Annotated in this window: 13 protein-coding genes; 10 read left to right on the forward strand and 3 right to left on the reverse strand. The window is 37.8% G+C overall.

Translation table 11 applies throughout. The features are described from left to right. Positions 1 to 5: 5 nt before the first annotated feature. Positions 6 to 1,301 (forward strand): RagB/SusD family nutrient uptake outer membrane protein, encoded by a 1,296-nt coding sequence (locus DF947_RS07220; RefSeq protein ID WP_109929022.1) that lies wholly within the window; start codon positions 6 to 8, stop codon positions 1,299 to 1,301. A 40-nt stretch (positions 1,302 to 1,341) separates the two neighbouring features. On the opposite strand, the gene DF947_RS07225 is transcribed toward DF947_RS07220, so the two are convergent. Further along, on the reverse strand, positions 1,342 to 2,088 hold the full coding sequence (locus DF947_RS07225) for a DeoR/GlpR family DNA-binding transcription regulator (protein WP_109929023.1): 747 nt from the start codon (positions 2,086 to 2,088) through the stop codon (positions 1,342 to 1,344). Positions 2,089 to 2,332: 244 nt separating this feature from the next. On the opposite strand from DF947_RS07225, the gene DF947_RS07230 reads away from it, so the two are divergent. The 5 genes from DF947_RS07230 to DF947_RS07250 all read left to right on the forward strand — a co-directional run bounded on the left by DF947_RS07230 (position 2,333) and on the right by DF947_RS07250 (position 12,977). Continuing rightward, a complete protein-coding gene (locus DF947_RS07230) occupies positions 2,333 to 5,425 on the forward strand; it encodes a SusC/RagA family TonB-linked outer membrane protein (RefSeq protein WP_109929024.1) in 3,093 nt (1,030 codons plus the stop codon). A gap of 4 nt (positions 5,426 to 5,429) precedes the next feature. Then, on the forward strand, positions 5,430 to 7,031 hold the full coding sequence (locus tag DF947_RS07235) for a SusD/RagB family nutrient-binding outer membrane lipoprotein (RefSeq protein ID WP_109929025.1): 1,602 nt from the start codon (positions 5,430 to 5,432) through the stop codon (positions 7,029 to 7,031). A 15-nt stretch (positions 7,032 to 7,046) separates the two neighbouring features. Beyond that, positions 7,047 to 7,811 (forward strand): DUF4397 domain-containing protein, encoded by a 765-nt coding sequence (locus DF947_RS07240; protein ID WP_109929026.1) that lies wholly within the window; start codon positions 7,047 to 7,049, stop codon positions 7,809 to 7,811. Positions 7,812 to 8,097: 286 nt separating this feature from the next. Further along, positions 8,098 to 11,313: a SusC/RagA family TonB-linked outer membrane protein gene (locus DF947_RS07245; RefSeq protein WP_109929027.1), complete on the forward strand. Its 3,216-nt coding sequence runs from the start codon at positions 8,098 to 8,100 to the stop codon at positions 11,311 to 11,313. Between the two features lie 8 nt (positions 11,314 to 11,321). After that, on the forward strand, positions 11,322 to 12,977 hold the full coding sequence (locus DF947_RS07250; RefSeq protein WP_109929028.1) for a RagB/SusD family nutrient uptake outer membrane protein: 1,656 nt from the start codon (positions 11,322 to 11,324) through the stop codon (positions 12,975 to 12,977). A gap of 118 nt (positions 12,978 to 13,095) precedes the next feature. Here DF947_RS07250 and DF947_RS07255 read toward each other — a convergent pair whose 3' ends face one another. Continuing rightward, a complete protein-coding gene (locus DF947_RS07255) occupies positions 13,096 to 13,443 on the reverse strand; it encodes a hypothetical protein (RefSeq protein ID WP_109929029.1) in 348 nt (115 codons plus the stop codon). Positions 13,444 to 13,534: 91 nt separating this feature from the next. Next, complete coding sequence (locus DF947_RS07260; protein WP_109929030.1) at positions 13,535 to 14,137, reverse strand: porin family protein; 603 nt, start codon at positions 14,135 to 14,137, stop codon at positions 13,535 to 13,537. A 174-nt stretch (positions 14,138 to 14,311) separates the two neighbouring features. Between DF947_RS07260 and DF947_RS07265 the strand changes: the two genes are divergently transcribed. The 4 genes from DF947_RS07265 to DF947_RS07280 all read left to right on the forward strand — a co-directional run bounded on the left by DF947_RS07265 (position 14,312) and on the right by DF947_RS07280 (position 18,405). After that, a complete protein-coding gene (locus tag DF947_RS07265) occupies positions 14,312 to 14,527 on the forward strand; it encodes a hypothetical protein (protein WP_109925480.1) in 216 nt (71 codons plus the stop codon). 177 nt (positions 14,528 to 14,704) lie between these two features. Next, the gene (locus DF947_RS07270) at positions 14,705 to 16,396 is read left to right on the forward strand and encodes a S41 family peptidase (protein ID WP_109929031.1); all 1,692 of its coding nucleotides are present in this window, start codon (positions 14,705 to 14,707) and stop codon (positions 16,394 to 16,396) included. A gap of 107 nt (positions 16,397 to 16,503) precedes the next feature. Then, positions 16,504 to 17,118, forward strand: coding sequence for an RNA polymerase sigma factor (locus DF947_RS07275; protein WP_109929032.1), 615 nt, complete (start codon positions 16,504 to 16,506; stop codon positions 17,116 to 17,118). A 108-nt stretch (positions 17,119 to 17,226) separates the two neighbouring features. Beyond that, on the forward strand, positions 17,227 to 18,405 hold the full coding sequence (locus tag DF947_RS07280) for a FecR family protein (RefSeq protein WP_109929033.1): 1,179 nt from the start codon (positions 17,227 to 17,229) through the stop codon (positions 18,403 to 18,405). Positions 18,406 to 18,545: the final 140 nt, after the last annotated feature.

Here is an 18,545-nt window from a genome sequence, read left to right on the forward strand (position 1 = left end):
ATTTTATGAAAAGTTTAAGAAATAATACTTCAAAATATATAACCTGTCTTGCACTATCTGGGATGTTGTTTTCATCTTCGTGTACAAAAGAATATCAAGATCCAGCAAGAGCAAAAACAGATGTCGCGTTAACGACACAACAAGGTTTAACGGCTGTTGCAATTGGTTTACAACGCGTTTATACATTAAGCAGAACTGGTGTTATGTTTAACTCGATTGCGGCCAATGGTTTTGTAACAAACGAACTTTCCTTGTTAAATGCGGGTAACATTCCCGAGTTACAGTTAAGTACCGGAGGAAGCGCTGTAGATGGAACAAACACCATTTTATTTAATTTATGGACAAGCGCCAATAAGATTGTTTACGATGCAGACTTGGTAATTTCTAATGCGAATAATTTAGGTGATAAAGGATATGCATCTGGTTTAATCGCTTATTCGAGCATTTTTAAAGCGCTTGCAATTGGCAATATGTCTCAGTACTGGGAAAAAATTCCAGATGGAACAGGCAAAAATGTTGGTTTTATTACAAGGGCCGCGGGCTTTACAAAGGCCATTTCGGTTTTGGATAATGCACTTGCTGTTGTCGCCGCTAATCCAATTTCAGCAAGTTTTGCCAGCAATGTACCATCTGATGTTAATATTGTAAATACACTCCATGCCTTAAAAGCTAGATATGCTTTATTTGGCGGAAACTATACTTTGGCCTTAACTGAGGCAAACGCGGTAGATTTGACGAAAACATCTTTCTTTAAATTTGATGCAACATCGCCAAATATTTTATTTACAATTATCTCTTCGAATAACGTTTTCCAGCCATTAAATGCGAATTTAGGACTTACTGGAGCAAACGTGCCAGATGCGGCCGATAAAAGAATCCCATTTTATACGGTTTTGGTGGGCAGTCCTGCAACTTTGAGGATGAATGGTTTTGCTGCAGCAACAGCATCTCCTTTTCCGATTTATTTGCCAGGAGAGATTACGTTAATTAAAGCAGAAGCTTATGCAAGGCAACCAGATTTAACCAATTCGCTTATCGAACTGAATAAAGTGGTTACCAAAACATCAGATCTGTTTGGAGTTGCGGCAGCACTTCCGGCATTAACCGGGCCATACACGCAACAACAATTGCTTGATCTTATTTATAAACACCGTTCAATCGAATTGTATGCTTCTGGTTTAAAAATTGAAGATATGAGAAGGTTCAATCAGCCTTTAACTGATAGGAAAAGAAACTTCTTCCCTTATCCTTTCCAAGAAAGAGATAATAATCCAAATACACCTGCTGACCCATCATTTTAGCAAACAAAACAAAAGGCTCGATTTTTTCGAGCCTTTTGTTTTATAATATATTTACATCCTTAACTTGATATTTTGATAACGATTCGTGATCCTTATCTAACTCTGTAACCAAATAACTAATGCTTTCGATGGGGCAGACTTTTAGCCTTAGCGTTATATCAAGTTTCTCCGATATACACAGAACCGCTGATTTTTTCGAGCAGGCCAGCATTGCTTTTTTAAGTTGATTAATTTCCCAGTCGGTATCGGTTAAACCACCTTCTGGATGGAGTGCACTTGTTCCCATTAAGCACAAATCGGCCTTGATTTCTGATAGTTGAGAAATTACATGGCCACCATAGGTAATCTGTGAGTTTTTCGAAAACAAACCACCAATCAAAATCACTTCAATATTATTGTACTTGGCAAGTTCTACCGCAACCAAAGGACTTATGGTAAAAAAAGTTCCAGATAAGCCCTGTGGCAACTGTTTAGCAAATTCTAAAATCGTTGTTCCGCCTCCAATAAGAACCACCATGCCATCTTTAATCAGATCGGTAGCTTTTTTAGCAATAATGATTTTGCTATCTCTTGCATACACGGTACTGTCATCAAAAGAGCTGTGATATGATTTTGAAAGTGCTCCTCCATGAACCTTAAAAAGAAGGCCTTCATCAACCAATTCCTGTAAATCCCTTCGAATGGTATCTTCGGAAACGTTAAGCAATTGAACTAAATCGGAAGTAAGCACCCGATTATGTAAGTTAATTTGGCGCATAATAAAATCATGGCGTTCTTTCTTCAGCATAAAGATGGTTTGGTTTAAACGAATGTATAAAAGATTTTGTGATTTTCTAAATTTTGCGTGTTTTTGCGTTTTTATGCGATAAAGTTTTGAGGCTTATTGCAAATGTTACACATAATTTTGTTTTTATATTAAAAAACATTTATATATTTACGATAACTAATGTTATAATGCGTTATTATGCGTGTTTAAACATGAAACCGGAACAACAACTAATTTCATTTTAACCATTTCTTAAAGCAGTTTTATGAAGAAAAAACTACTCCTAACTTTTCTTGCTGGGGTTTTTTTGATTGCGCATGTCTTTGCGCAACAAATCACCGTGACGGGAAAGGTCACATCTGATGATGGACCAGTACCAGGCGTATCCATTCGTGTTAAGGGAACGAATGTTATCGCCCAAACAAATTCTAACGGGCTTTACAGTATTAAAGCGCTTAAATCTGATGTAATAACCTTCACCTATGTAGGTTACGTTACTCAAGAAAAAACAGTAGGCGCTAATAGCACAATTAATGTTGTGCTTAGGCAAGATGCCAGCACGCTAAACGAAGTAGTGGTTACGGCCTATGGTATTGAAAGAAATGCCAAAAGTTTAGGCTACTCTACCCCAAAAGTTAGCGGCGATGAAGTTACCCAAACCGGTAGAGAAAATTTTATTAACGGTTTAGCAGGAAGGGTTCCGGGTTTGTTCGTAAACCAAACCTCTGGCGATCCGGGAGCATCATCGCAAATTGTATTAAGAGGGATTGTTTCCATGACAGGCGACAATTCTCCATTAATTGTTTTGGATGGGGTTCCGATCGATAACTCGGTGTTAAACCAGGGGAGTACGGCCATGAACGGTAATAATAGAAGTCAGGATTATACCAACCGGGCATCGGATATTAACCCAGCAGATATTGAAAGCTATACAATTTTAAAAGGCCCAGAAGCAACAGCACTTTATGGTAATTTGGGCGCCAGTGGTGCCATCGTAATTACAACAAAAAAAGCTAAGGTTGGTAAATCGACTGTTTCATACAATGGTTCGTTAAGAATTGAAACGGTTAATAATTCGCCAGAAGTTCAGCAGGTTTATGGCCAGGGTGATGCAAATGGTATTTTCAATGGTGGCTCGTTTAACTTCTTCGGACCGAAATATCCAGAGGGATTACCAATTTATGATAACGTTGGAAGTTTCTTTAAAACAGGTACAGCACAAAAACATAACGTGGTTGTAGAAGGTGGAAAAGAAGCTTTAACTTATAGATGGTCTAACGAATACACAGATAATAAAGGAACCATTCCTACCACAAGGTATCAGCGATTTTCATCAAGCGTAACTGGAGTAATTCCGGTTTCTGATAAGATTAAGGTAACCACAAGATTTAGCTACACCAATGCTTACAATAAAAAGGCAAATAAAGGTGTTCAAGGTTATTTAATGGGTTTATTAAGATTCCCATCCAGATTTGATGTAAACAATTGGATTGATCCGGTTGGAAATAGAGTAGTTACAACCGGTACAATTTATAGTGAAAGCGATAATCCGTTTTGGGATGTAAATAAAAATTTATCTGAAGATAAAACGAATGCCATTGTTGGTAATGCAAATCTTTCTTACAAACCAACCAAATGGTTAACCGTTACAGGAATTTTGGGAACCAATCTTTCCAACACAACCGGAATAACCGTTTATCATACTCAATCTTATTCGGGATCTGGAAGTGCGGCAACGCCAACGGGAGGCACAATAAATACTTACCAATCTCTAAACAAACGATTGGATGGTTCGGTTACGGCATCGGCAGTGCATAAATTCGGAAAGTTTAATAACACCTACATCATTGGTGCCAACTTTTCTGATGTAAATAATACAGTTAATTCTGCCAGAGGACAAAATATGTTCGATCCAGATTTTTATAGCATCAACAATACCCTACCATCAACACAATCGGCTAGGTTAACCATTAATCGCTACAGAAATGCAGGTGCTTTTGGTCAGGCCGTTTTGGGTTACCAGTCTTTAATATTTTTAACACTTTCTGGTCGGGTTGATGCCGCTTCAAGGTTAATGCCGAGCAATCCATATTTCGCTTATCCATCGGCGAGTCTGGCGTTTAATTTTACTGAGCTGGAATCGGTAAAGAAATGGGATGTTTTTAGTAGTGGTAAATTGAGGGCTTCTTATGGTATAACCGGTAAAGAACCCTATAAAGCGTATGCTTTGGCTACCAGGTTATTAACGGTAAATAGTACTGGCGGTGGATTTAATTATGATCTTGCCAATGGTGGGAATCCAGATTTAGTACCAGAGCAAACAAAAAATTTCGAAACAGGTTTTGAGTTTGGATTTCTAAAAGATCGCATCAGCGTAGATTTTACCTACTACACGCTTAATAGCCACAAACAGATTATTGCACCGAGAATTAGCTACGGAACAGGTTCTGTAATTCGGTTGATGAATGGTGGTGATGTGGTAAATAAGGGTGTCGAAATTCAGTTAAAAGGTTCGCCCTTCCGATCGAAAGATTTCAATTGGGATATGACTTTTAACTTTACGCACAACAAAGGAACTGTGTTATCGATAGCAGATGAATTGCCAGAGCTTTACGATTCTGATACCTGGGTTGCAAATGGTTTAAGAGGTGCCGTATTCCCTGGCGCAAGTACGCTTGCCATTTCTGGTTGGGTTAACCAACGCAATAGCAGAGGAGATCTTTTAATTAATCCGGCAACTGGCTTGCCTATTTTAGGAAGCGATCAGGAATTCCCGGTAATAGGAGATAGAACACCTAAGTTTAATTTGGGCTTTGTAAACAGCTTCAACTATAAGAGCTTTAATGTTTCCTTTTTGCTAGATTTAAGAGTAGGCGGCGATGTGTATAATCAAACCCAGTATGAATTGTATAGAAGAGGCTTGAGTGTTAAAACACTTGATAGAGATGTGCCAAGGGTAATTACTGGAGTTTTAAAAGATGGTTTGGAAAATACAGCAAATCCTACAGTTAATACCATTTTGGTTACCCCTTCTGCCAATACGAATTATTACAGCTCAACCACAAGCGGTATTGCTCCAGAAATGTTTGTAGAAAAAAACATCAAATCCTTAAGATTAAGAGACGTAACCGTTTCGTACGATTTTCCGGCTAAAATGCTTTCAAGAACAAAAGTTTTTCAGGGTTTGGGTGCGTACGTAACCTTAACAGATGTTTTTTTAATTACCAATTATTCAGGTACAGATCCTGATGCAAATTCCAATAACCCATCATTGGGTGGTGCTGGTGGTTATGGTATAGATTATGGAAATATGGGAAGGCCACTAGGTGTAAATATTGGTTTCCGTTTAAAATTGTAAGAACATGAAATATCTTAAAATAATAATGTTTTCGGCTGTTGTGCTGTGCATAACAAGCTGTAAAAAATGGCTCGATGTAAATACAGATCCTGCTACGCCACAAGTTACCAAGGCAGAATATCTGCTTTCGCCGATTATGTTTCAAATGGCAAACAACACGGCTACAGATAATAGGTTGATTTTTAAATATACCCAGGATATGTTTGGACAGGATGTAACAACCTTTACTGTTGCATGGGAAAAACATGGATATCAATCCGCCAGTGATTTGGGCGGATCGATGTGGAGAATGGTTTATATAAATTTCGGATTGAATCTGGAAGATATGATCAAGGATGCAGAAGCAACGAATAAATGGACTTACGCCGGAATTGGTTATGCAATTAAAGCTTGGGGCTTTCAATTGTTAACGGATGCTCACGGGCCGGTTATTTTAGATGAAGCTTATGCAAACCAGTTAAAATTTAAATACCAGGATCAGCCAGAGGTTTATGCAAGGGTTCGCCAGTGGAGCCAAAAGGCCTTAGAATGCTTTAATAAAACCGATGCGAATGGTACTGCGGCTTTATTGGCAGGTGTTTCAGGAGATCAAATGTATAAAGGCGATCGAGTTAAATGGAGAAAATTTGTATATGGTTTGTTGGCTCAACAATATAGCCACCTAATTAACAAGGCAGAATTCAATACCCAATATGCAGATAGTGTTGTAAAATATGTCGATTTATCTTTTACTTCAGCTGCTGATGATGCAACGATAAATTTTGGAGGATCTAACAGTAATGATTCAAATCCATTTAGCCAGAATTTTGGAATGTACACAGCAACAGCAACTACAGCACCTACCTATGGTAGAATTGGTCAGCCAGTTGTTAGCTTATTAACCGGTGGTGTTAGAGGTACAGCTGCGGTTGATCCAACTACGCCAGGTGTAGATCCTAGATTAACACGAATGATGAATCCTATCCCGGTTTCAGGTGTTTATAGAGGAGCTTTGCCTTTTGCCGGAACTGCAGCAACACCACATATTTTGGGTGCATTAACCGGAACATCTACAGTACCGTTTCCTGGAAAATACATTTATTCAAATGCGGCTCGCTATCCGATTATGAGTTATGCTCAGCTACAGTTTGCAAAAGCAGAAGCCTTATTTAGAAAAGGAACAACGGGTACTGCATTCACAGCTTACGTAAACGGAATTAAAGGGCACATGGATTTTATTAATCTTTATGGAAGAACGGGTTCGCCAGCTCCCGCTACCATTTCGACGACAGAGATTAACAACTATTTGGCAAGCACAGAAGTGGCTCAAAATGCGGGCGCCTTAACAATAGCCGATATTATGCAACAAAAGTATATTGCACAATGGGGTTGGGCTGGCATGGAACAATGGAGCGATTTGCGAAAATATCATTACGATCCTTTAGTATATAAAACGTATAAACAGCTTGAGGCGGGAGATTTCTTTGAAAGAAACAACGGAAAATATGCTTACCGTTTAAGACCGAGATATAGCTCTGAATATGTCTGGAATCAGGATGAACTGGCTAAATGGGGTGGATTGCAAACGGATTATCATACCAAAGAAACATGGTCTAATCTTCCATAAATTAAAATTATAGATATGAAATCGATTATAAGAATATTTTTAGCCCTTGGGGTAATTGCATTTGCAATCTCTTGTGGCAAAAACGAAATCAACTACGGAGATTTTACAGTTTTAAAAGATGATCAGGCAATGTTGAAGGTGAATTACAACATCGCTTACAGTGCAGACCCAAACGTTCAGATTAATATTAACGGACAAAGGGTTAGTACCTTAATTAAAACCCGTTATCCATATCCTGGCGGTGGTTATGGAACCCTTGGCGATTCAAGACCTGATTATCTGGTTATCAATCCAGGAACTTCCGAAGTTTCTATCTCTATCCCTAAAAAGGGAACAAGTATAGATTCTGTTGTTTTATATAAAACTTCGGTTTCTGCTGAGGCCGGAAAAGCCTATACACTGCATTTAACTGATACGGCAACCAATACCAAAAGCCTGTTTGCGTTTGATAATTTCGCACTTCCAGATTCTGGTATGGTAAAATATAAGTTTGTTAATTTAATGCCCAATGTACCGGCTGTAGATCTTTATTATGGTACAACTTTAGTTTGCTCTAATGTTGGTTATTTAAAAGAAAGCGAATACTTTATTCGCCCTGTTTTAACAGGAACGGCTTTGGCTTGGACGGTAAGAGCCACCGGCGGAACAACCGCAATTGCTACTTATACCAGTGCAAGTACAATGCTTAACAGAAGAATTTATACAGCATTTGCAACAGGTTATACAGGCAGAACGGATGCCGTAAGAAAACCCTATTTAGGATTCTTTCTTACCAGATAATTTTTTCTCTCTTTGGTTTAATTATGGTCGGCGCTTTATGGCGCCGGCCTTTTTTTATGTTAAATTTTTAATATTAAAATGAGATTAGAACCCATTTTAATTGCGCTATTATGCGGTTTTGTGCAATAATATCAAACTAATTACAATATAAATACTCTAAATGTTTGTGTTTAAGTCGAAAACAATTATGATATTTACTTAAAATTCAAAAACATGCGGTATTGTGCGTGTTTTAAATTCTAACTAATTACTAACAACAACAAACAATTATTTCTTATTGGTTATTATGAAAAAAAAACTACTCTTAATGTTTATCGGTACGTTTTTGTTGCTGGCCAATGCCATTGCGCAACAAATAACGGTTACCGGTAAGGTTACATCGGCAGATGGACCAGTACCCGGAGTTTCCGTTAAGGTAAAAACAGGAACCACCGTTGTACAAACAGATGGCAATGGGGTATACTCCATAAAGGCCAGCAAAGGCGAAGTTCTGGTATTTTCTTTCGTAGGATACGGAAGCCAGGAAAAAACCATTGGCGACAATGCCACAATTAATGTTAACCTTGCTGCAGATGCACAAGGGTTGGAAGAAGTTGTGGTGGTGGGGTTTGGTACGCAGAAGAAAGTAAATTTAACAGGAGCCGTAACCACGGTTGATGTTGCAAAAACTTTTGGAAGCAAGCCTTTAAACGATCCAACCAAAGCGCTACAGGGTGTTGTTCCTGGTTTAACCATTACCTATGGAAATGGCGGTTTAACCGCTGGTCCGAACATCAATATTAGGGGAGTGGGTTCCATTAACGGAAACAGCAGACCCTTAATTATTGTAGATAACGTAGAAACGCCCGATCTTTCTATCATTAACCCGGCAGATATAGAAAGTGTTTCTGTTTTAAAGGATGCGGCATCGACCTCTATTTACGGAGCAAGGGCAGCATTTGGTGTGGTATTAATCAAAACCAAATCGGGCAAGAAAAATCTCCCTACAAAAATCTCGTACTCTAATAACTTCTCTTGGAACAAACCTACCGTATTGGCAGATTTTTCTGATCCGGTTCCTGAATTACAGGCCTTATATGATGCATCAGTTCGGGCAGGTACAACATCACCGGAAACTTTTGGAATGCAGTTAACCAAACTTAGAGATGGAATTGCAAACTGGCAAAACAAATATGCCGCTACAAATACCGGTAACGATATGATTTTAGGTCAGGATTTCGATTACGTAGACGGCAGGGTATATTTCTACAAGGTTTGGGATCCAAAAAAGGAAATGCTAAAGGACTACACGGCACAATCTAATCACAATTTAAGCCTGCAGGGTGGAAGTGATAAAATCGGATATTATTTATCTGGAGGTTATGCAAATGAGGGCGGCATTTTTAAATTAAATCCAGATGAAATTAATAAGTATAATATCTCTGGGGCAATAAATGTTGCAGCCACAAAATGGTTGGATGTAGACGCTAAATTTTTATACAGAAACTTTAAGTACGATTATCCTTATCAATATCAAAACTACTGGTACTATTTCTGGAGATGGGGCTCTTACTTTCCGTATGGACAGTATAATGGCAACTATTTTAGACATACGCCAGCTTATTTAGCAAATGCACAAACATCAAACGTAACCGAAAATTACAGTCGTGTTGATTTGGGTGCAACAATTAAAATTACCAAAGATCTAAACATCCGTGCAGATTATACGCTCGGAAGATCCAATGCATTAAGACATGAAGTTGGTGGGCCAATTAATGCACTTGATTTCTGGACTGCAGGTACACCGCCGCTTTTAGCTAATATTGCAACAGCATCGCAAGATATTGTAAGTTACGGCGAAACCAGAAACATGGTAAATACGCTAAATGCTTACGCTACTTATCAAAAAACATTTGCTACAGATCATAATGTTAAAATTACTGCCGGTGTAAACTCTGAAAATTACGACAATGTTCAGTTCACGGCAGCGAAAAATACAGTTTTAGATCCTACCCGTGGCGAGCTTGCCTTAGCTGTTGGTACACAATTGGCAAGTGGTTATCATGGAACAGTTAATGGTTCCGTTTCTTATCCAGTAGGCGCATATGCTGGTTATTTCGGTCGTTTCAATTACGATTACAAAGGGAAATATTTATTGGAAGTTAATGGAAGATACGATGGTTCATCCGCATTTTCTAAATTAGATCGTTGGGGCTTTTTCCCATCAGCTTCTGCAGGTTATCGTTTAACCGAAGAGAAATTTATGAGCTTTATTAAGCCATATGTTGATGATGTTAAATTCAGGGCATCGTATGGTTCGGTAGGAAATCAGAACGTTGGTGGCCAATATTATATTCCAACAATGGCTGGATCTTCTGTTAACTGGATTACGCCAGCAGGTACTACACTGGTTCAGGGCGTTGCAGCACCAATAGCTGTTGCACAATCTTTAACTTGGGAGAAAATCCAAACGTTAGATTTTGGTACGGATATCCGTTTCTGGAAAAACCATGTAGGCTTATCAGTAGATTATTATCAAAGAGATACTAAAGGAATGTTGCAATCTACCTCGGTTCCATCTACCTTCGGTGCAGCCGGACCAAAAATTAACGCAGGTAATTTTAGAAATCGTGGTTACGAAATTAGCTTGGATTTAAATTATCCGGTTGGAAAAGATTTAAATCTATATGCCACTTTAACTCTTGCCGATAATAAAACGGTATTTACGAAATGGAATAATCCATCTAATCTAATTTATCAAAATGGAGCCGGTTATTACGTTGGGCAACAATATGGTGAAATCTGGGGTTTTGAAACCGATGGTTATTTCCAATCTGCATCTGAAGTGGCAAGTTCTCCTAGTCAAACCTCTTTACAAAACGGAAACTTTGTTTACGGCGTAGGCGATGTGAAGTATAAAGATTTGAACGGTGATGGTGTAATTAACCAAGGCAAGGGCACAGCCGATGATCATGGAGATTTAAAGGTAATCGGAAATACGCAGCCAAGATACCAGTACAGTGCTCGTTTAGGTGGCACGTATAAAGGTTTCGATTTAGATGTGTACATTCAAGGTGTTGGAGAACGCAGTTATTGGGGCTTGGGAACTATGATTATTCCTGCCTATGGCAATGCCGATATAATGTACGCCAATCAGTTGGATTTCTGGACACCGACAAATACCAATGCATTTTATCCTCGCCCGTATATTGGCAACAGCGCAACTAAAATTGCAAACTTCCCGGCAAGTGGAAATAACTTTTACCCTCAAACTAAATATTTGTTAAATTTAGCTTATGCCAGATTAAAAAATGTAACCATCGGTTATACCCTGCCAAATAACTGGCTTAAAAAATATGGTGTAGAGAAATTTAGAATTTACTTAAGCGGGCAAAACCTTGCAACCATTTCAAATGTGGGCGCACCGATTGATCCTGAAATGACCGATGGAGAATCTGGTTACACAGGCCGTACATTTCCGTTTAACAGACAATATTCTTTCGGTGTTAACTTAACATTATAATAAGAACCATGAAACTAATTAAATCAATATTATATCTATCATTTATTGCGGTCTTGGGCATTGGTTGCTCTAAAGATTTAAATGTAGATACTCCAGATCAGTTTTCTGATGATAACTTCTGGACGAGTGAAACCAATGTTCGAACTTACAACTGGGGCTTTTATGCCTTGTTTACAGGTTTTGGAACAGGAACAACAGCCGATTTTTATTTTTCTACCCTAACGGATGATCAGGATGCTTCGACCTTCCAAAACTTTGCACTAACAGCACCAACAACTTCTGCCGATTGGGATTGGACCTATGTTCGCAAAGCCAATATTATGTTGGAGAGAGTTAATCAGGTTCCAATGAGCGATGAAGCAAAAAAACATTGGAACGGTGTTGCGAAATTTTTTAGAGCAATGGATTATTTCAATAAAGTAAAAACATTTGGAGGAGTTCCGTACATCAGCAAATCTTTGGATGTTTCTCAAACCGATGTAATTTATAAGCCACGGGATACTCGCCAATTGGTAATGGATAGTGTTTTAAGTGATATCAATTATGCGGTAGCAAATATTCGCGTAACCGATGGTGATAACGTGGTAAACCGGGATGTGGCCCTAGCTCTAAAAGCTAGAATCTGTCTTTTCGAAGGTTCTTACCGTACATACCATACCGAATTATCTCTACCTGATGCAGATAAATTTCTAACGCAGGGAAAAGATGCCTGCGAAAAATTAATGACCGGAAAATATGTTCTTAATGCAGATTATAGAAGCATTTATAGCTCTATGGATCTGGCAGGAAATAAGGAAGTCTTGCTGTATAAAAAATATCTTGCTGGTGTATTAACCCACTCGGTTATCGGTTATACCAACAGTACAACTCAAATGAGTGGCTTAACAAAATCGGCTGTAGATTCTTATCCAGCAACGGATGGTTTGCCAATCAGTCAATCGCCCCTTTATCAAGGCGATAACACGATTACAACCCTAAGAGCAAACAGGGATAACCGTTTATTAGGTACAATTGATAATTTCCTGGCTTATAACGGTACATTGGTAAATGGATATAGCTCGAGTACGGGTTATCGTCCTTCTAAGTTTTTAAATCCTGCATCAAACCAATTGGCTCCTTATAATGAAACTGATGCACCGATTTTTTATTACTCGGAAGTGTTGCTTAACTATGCAGAAATTACCGCGATTTTGGATCAATTGGGTAAGGCAACTTTTGCCCAGGCCGATATGGATAAATCTATAAATCTTTTAAGAACAAGGGCGGGCATTACCAAACTTACCGTTACGGGAGGTGGAAATGTATCTGCCGGTACAACTGCCATTATTGATCCGAAAAGAGATGCAGATGTTTCTCCTTTAATGTGGGAAATCCGTAGAGAGCGCAGAGTAGAACTGATGATGAACGGTTTTAGATATCAGGATTTAATGCGTTGGAAAAAAGGACAGTATTTGGATAGAGCCCAAAATGTTGAAGCTTTCTTGGGCGCCAAAGTTCCAGATAATGGTAAGGTTTTAAGAAATGCACAGGGTTATATTATTCCATACGCTACTACCTTAACCAGAACCTTTGTTGATCCAAAAAATTACTTATCGCCAATTCCAACCGGTCAGATCAGTTTATATCCAGCTGGAACATTGCAGCAAAATCCAGGTTGGCAATAATTTAACTCTACATCTACCTATAAAAAAAGCGTTCCGATTAATTTCAGAACGCTTTTTTTTGTTATCTAATGATCAATATTTAATAAATTAATTTAAGTTGGTAGATCGTTTAATCGTGTTAATAACAACTTGCATATATGGTAAAAGATGTGCTGCTGTCATCAATTGAAAATGTGTCAGATCCTGTAGAGGTACTTACACTGCTTAATAATGGAGGAGAGCAGGCATTTGTAGATGCGCTGGTTAAAATATAATTTCCATACGGAACCTCGGTTTGCCCATAAGTATCAACAGCGGTAATGTCATAAGATACATTGGTATCCGTATTGAGTACTGTGGCATGGCCACCCATGGTTTGAATGTAACTAACCTCGAGGGTTACAAAGCCGGTTGATGTTTTGCTTTTGAATGATGTTGCCAGTATAACAAACATCACAACTGAAAATTTAATAACTAAGTTTTTCATAAAATTGGATTTAATGTTAATTGATCATTAAATCCAATTTAATCAAAATAAGTCTGGCAATCAACTATTTAATTCGTTGTTAGCCAAAAAATTACAAAATTTTAAAGCCCAAGCTCAATTGAAATAAATTAGGCGTTTGCTTGTATTTGTCACTTTTGCTAATGTTTGATATACCGGCTTCGTAACGTAAATCAACAGAGATACTGCCAACATCTACACCTGCACCAGCCTGAATGCCTAAAGCCTGATTTTTGTAATTGTTAAAATCTGTGGCCTGTGCATAGGCAGAGCTAAAGGTAGAACTGTCATCTAAAATGAAGGAGATTACAGGTCCGGCCATTAAACGAAAGTTTAGGTTTTTGGAGCCAAATTTTGTTCCCAATACAACGGGCACATCCAAAGTTGTAAATTTCACTTTACCCTCAGCCGCAACTTCTGTATTGCTGTTATTGGTAAAACTGATAAATTTATTGCCCTTGCTGCCAATATAAGCTTCGGGCTGAACATAGAAACTTGCGCCGCCAATTCGTGCCCAGGCACCAATTTGATAACCCAAACGGTTTTCTTCGCTGGCAAAGTCAGCATTAATTTTGGCTAGGTTAACGCCGGCCTTTAAGCCAAGATTAAAAGTTTGCGCCTGGGATGTTGCCCAACCCACGGTTAGGAAAACAATAGATAAGATAAGTTTTTTCATTGTGTTTAAGGTTTGATTTTTTGGTATAAATACTTAATTCGATTTTATAACGCACTTTTAACACAATTATCATGCTAAAATCATAAAGTTATTTTTCTTTTTTTTATCATATCCATTAAAAACCCATAAACCTGCCACAAATATTTTTTACTTTTGCCTCAAATAAATTTTGCTATGGCTAATTTTCAACTTACCGCAGAAACTGCATTTAAAGTAAAAACAAAATTCTTGAGGAAATACCGCGATCTAGCTAACGAGCCTTTAGATTTTGCTCCAGGTAAGGAAGATCAGCTGATCGAAGATTTAATGCGCCTTGTAAAACGCGATCGCACTTATATCGAATTTACCATCCAAAAAGCATTGGCCGATACCAAAGGAAATAGACTGTAAATTCTTGTTCTTTTATTACTCACCACTGAAACCCAGTAACGCTTTAATTACGCTCGGTTAGGATAAGCTGTTTTTAATCTTTATCTCTTTTTGTACATTTACCTTGTACTTTTCATTAAATAATCTTTAAGATTAACTTAATAAAAGCCCAAGCGGAACAATAATACAAAAAGGAGCATGAAAAAAATTAAATACGGTCTTTTGGTTGGTGCATTCGGCATCGCCATATTATCTTTCTCTTTCAAAGAAGATTTATTTCTAGTTTCTAAAAACCTCGATATTTTCGCTTCCCTTTACAAGGAAATCAATATTAATTATGTGGATGAAACCAATGCACCACAATTAATGAAAACAGGCATTGATGCCATGTTGGATAGTTTGGATCCATACACAGAATATGTTCCCGAATCGGAAATCGAAGATTACCGCCTAAAATACGTAAGCACCCAATACGGTGGCATAGGCGCAAGCACACTTTTTATCGATGGAAAATTGTTTGTTAACGAGGTTAGCGAAGGTTATCCGGCGAATAAACAAGAAATTAAACCTGGCGATCAGGTCATAAAAATTAATGCGATTGATGTTCGTGGAAAGGATAGAGCTCAAATAAGTCAGTTATTGCGTGGCCCAAAGGGAACACCGGTAGATTTGGTTGTGCTTCGAGAAGGAAAGGAACTTACCAAAAAGTTAATTCGCGATGAAATTAAACAACCAAATGTTTCTTATTCGGGAATGGTTGGCGACGGAATCGGATATATTAAACTCGATAAGTTTTTAGAAAATTCTGGTCAGGAAGTTAAAGATGCGCTACTCGCAATTAACAAAGAAAACCCAAAAGGAATTGTGCTCGATTTAAGAAATAACGGTGGCGGAATTCTTCAAGAGGCGGTTAAAATTGTGAATCTTTTTGTTAATAAGGATCAGTTAATTGTAACGCAAAAAGGCAAGAATGCAGAAAAAACAATTGCCTATAAAACTTTATTTGCACCAGTTTCATCAACCGTTCCACTGGTTGTATTGGTAAACGGAGGTTCGGCCTCGGCCTCGGAAATTGTTGCCGGCTCCCTTCAGGATCTGGATCGGGCTATTGTAATTGGCCAGCGCAGCTATGGCAAGGGCTTGGTGCAACAAACTTTTAATCTTCCTTATAACAGCTTGGTTAAGGTAACGGTTGCCAAATATTATACCCCATCAGGCAGATGTATCCAAAAGTTAGATTATGCACATAAAAATGCTGATGGTGTTGCGGAGCGGTTTGCAGATTCTACCATCACCATGTTCCAAACCAAATCCGGTAGAAATGTTTACAGCGGCAATGGCGTTTATCCAGATGTGGTAGTGGATCAGGCAAAATTAAGTCCGATAACAATTACCATGATCAACAAAAGCTTATTTTTTAATTATGCAAATCAATACAGAAAGGAAAAACCAAGCCTAGCTTCAGCAAAAACATTTCAAATTTCTGATGCAGATTATGCCGCATTCGCAAGTTCTTTAGCCGATAAAGATTTAACCTACCAAAGCCGTACAGAAAGATTGCTCTCCGATTTACGTATTGAAGCCGAAAAGGAAAACAAATCGACCGAAGTTAAAGCCGATTTGGAAAATTTAAAATACAAGTTAACTTCTTCCAAGAAAACAGATTTGGCAACTCATAAATCAGAAATTAAGCGTGTTTTAGAAACCCAGATTGTAAGCAGATATTTTTATGAAAAAGGCAGGATTGAACAAAGCTTTCAGTACGATAAAGAATTGGCAGCGGCGAAAGCACTGTTCAGTAATCAAAATCAAATGCTGGCTATTTTAAAAGGCGATGGAAATTATAAGGTAATTGGCAAGCCCGTTAAAGAAACTTCAAGCATAGATTAATCTAATACTTTATAATATGTAAATAAGCATATAAAAAATTATATCTTTAAATATTAGCTGTAATCATCCCATACGGTTAATGTAATATAAACTGTATTTATTAGCTTATGATGAGCGAACAGCTAACCAAACAAAGGGATGAGGATTTGCTGCTGCTGCTGCAGCTTAAAAATGGAAATTATTCAGCTTTCGATTTATTATACCAAAGGTATAGTAAAATGCTTTATGCCAATATTTTACGATTGGTAAAAGATAGCGAAATGGCCAAAGAACTTTTGCAAGATCTTTTCTTAAAAATTTGGGAAAGACGTAATGCGATCGACACTACAAAATCGTTTAAATCTTTTCTATTTACGATAGCCAGGAATGCAGTATATGATTACTTCAGAAAGGTATCGCTGGATAAAAAATTGATGACGGAAATGATATCCAGAAGCGTAGAGCTTTACAGCCATACCGAAGAGGATATTAGCTTTAAAGAAAAGAGTGCCTGTCTGGCACAGGCAATCAATACATTACCACCTCAAAGCCGTCAGGTTTACCAACTGTGTAAAATAGAAGGTTTATCTCACGAAGAAATAAGCAAACAGCTTGGTATTTCTATCTCTACCATTAATAATCACATGGTAAAAGCCAATAAGCTAGTTAAAGAATTTTTATATCGTAATAGTGATTTAGCGATTACACTCATTGTTGTTTCCTTTCTCCATCAGCTAAAATAAATTTATTATTACTGATTATCAGTTATTTAGATGTTTTCTAAAAAATAATTGACCAATAACTAGTTGTTGTTTTTCTCACAAGCGTATTAGCTTATATAACCAGATATTATGGATGCTTTAGAGCAACTGTTGATTAAGTTTTCAAAAAACGAATGCACTTCGCAAGAATTGGAGCATTTGTTACAGCATTTCGAAAATGATAAAAATGCAGACCGTTTAAAAAATGGTATTGAAAAACAACTTGGCCAACCCTATGAAGATGGTCCTGGCATCGATTCAGCAGTAGAGGAAGTATTTCAGAAAGTAAAGCTAAAAATTACTCAAAATACCCTACATCACACGAAACCTAAATTACGTTTGCTCAAATATGCCGCGGCTGCAGTTGTTTTATTCTTTATTTCAACTGGGCTGTGGTATTATTTTAATCAAACAAAATCAACTCGTAACCAAGGGCAACACGCTCAAATTAAAACTGATATTGGTCCTGGTAGCAATAAGGCCATATTAACCCTTGCAAATGGAAGCCAGGTTGTTTTAGATGAAGTGATGGCCAATGGAGAGGTGGCCAAACAGGCTGGAACAAAAATTACCAAAACACAGGACAATCAATTGATTTATGCAGGTACAAATGACCTGAAAGAAAAGGAAGTTTTTTTTAATGAACTTAAAACACCTATTGGTGGACAATACTCTTTGCTATTATCTGATGGTACCAGAGTATGGCTAAATGCAGCATCATCATTGCGTTTCCCAGCTGTATTTAAAGGCAACGAACGTAAGGTACAATTAAACGGAGAGGCTTACTTTGAGGTGGCCAAAAATAAGAAAATGCCTTTCAAGGTTGAAGTTAACCACAATACAATTGAGGTTTTGGGTACGCACTTTAATATAATGGCGTACAACAATGAGGCAGCGATGTCAACAACTCTGCTGGAGGGTTCGGTAAAAGTATATAATAAGGCCAACTCGGCATTAATTAAGCCAAACCAGCAAGCTAACTTAAATAAAAGCAACAATAAACTTCAAGTAATGGATGTTGACGCCAGCGATGCAATTGCCTGGAAAAATGGATATTTCTTATTCGAAGATGAAAACATAGAAAGCATTATGCGTAAGCTGTCAAGATGGTATAATGTAGATGTAGAATATAAGGGAGCCGTAACAAAAGATGCGCTTTGGGGCAATGTTTCCCGATTCAAAAATATATCGGAGGTTCTAAAAACCCTCGAACTAACAAAAACGGTACATTTCAAGCTTGATGGAAGGAGGGTAATTGTGATGCCATAAGCTTTACCAAACATCAGGATTATCCAAAAAAAATCCGGAAGCGGTTGCAACGCTGCCGGATGATTGCCGAAAGGCAAAATGTCTGGGTAATTGGATACAATATTTTTAACTGACCAAATACTATATAAACCCAAAACATT

Source organism: Pedobacter paludis (genome assembly GCF_003173575.1).
Lineage (GTDB): Bacteria > Bacteroidota > Bacteroidia > Sphingobacteriales > Sphingobacteriaceae > Pedobacter > Pedobacter paludis.

Coding starts and splice junctions, on each gene's coding strand:
- DF947_RS07250 (WP_109929028.1), top strand. CDS start 11,322: ATGAAACTAATTAAATCAATATTATATCTATCATTTATTGCGGTCTTG.
- DF947_RS07230 (WP_109929024.1), top strand. CDS start 2,333: ATGAAGAAAAAACTACTCCTAACTTTTCTTGCTGGGGTTTTTTTGATT.
- DF947_RS07260 (WP_109929030.1), bottom strand. CDS start 14,137: ATGAAAAAACTTATCTTATCTATTGTTTTCCTAACCGTGGGTTGGGCA.
- DF947_RS07225 (WP_109929023.1), bottom strand. CDS start 2,088: ATGCTGAAGAAAGAACGCCATGATTTTATTATGCGCCAAATTAACTTA.
- DF947_RS07235 (WP_109929025.1), top strand. CDS start 5,430: ATGAAATATCTTAAAATAATAATGTTTTCGGCTGTTGTGCTGTGCATA.
- DF947_RS07245 (WP_109929027.1), top strand. CDS start 8,098: ATGAAAAAAAAACTACTCTTAATGTTTATCGGTACGTTTTTGTTGCTG.
- DF947_RS07280 (WP_109929033.1), top strand. CDS start 17,227: ATGGATGCTTTAGAGCAACTGTTGATTAAGTTTTCAAAAAACGAATGC.
- DF947_RS07265 (WP_109925480.1), top strand. CDS start 14,312: ATGGCTAATTTTCAACTTACCGCAGAAACTGCATTTAAAGTAAAAACA.
- DF947_RS07255 (WP_109929029.1), bottom strand. CDS start 13,443: ATGAAAAACTTAGTTATTAAATTTTCAGTTGTGATGTTTGTTATACTG.
- DF947_RS07275 (WP_109929032.1), top strand. CDS start 16,504: ATGATGAGCGAACAGCTAACCAAACAAAGGGATGAGGATTTGCTGCTG.
- DF947_RS07240 (WP_109929026.1), top strand. CDS start 7,047: ATGAAATCGATTATAAGAATATTTTTAGCCCTTGGGGTAATTGCATTT.
- DF947_RS07220 (WP_109929022.1), top strand. CDS start 6: ATGAAAAGTTTAAGAAATAATACTTCAAAATATATAACCTGTCTTGCA.
- DF947_RS07270 (WP_109929031.1), top strand. CDS start 14,705: ATGAAAAAAATTAAATACGGTCTTTTGGTTGGTGCATTCGGCATCGCC.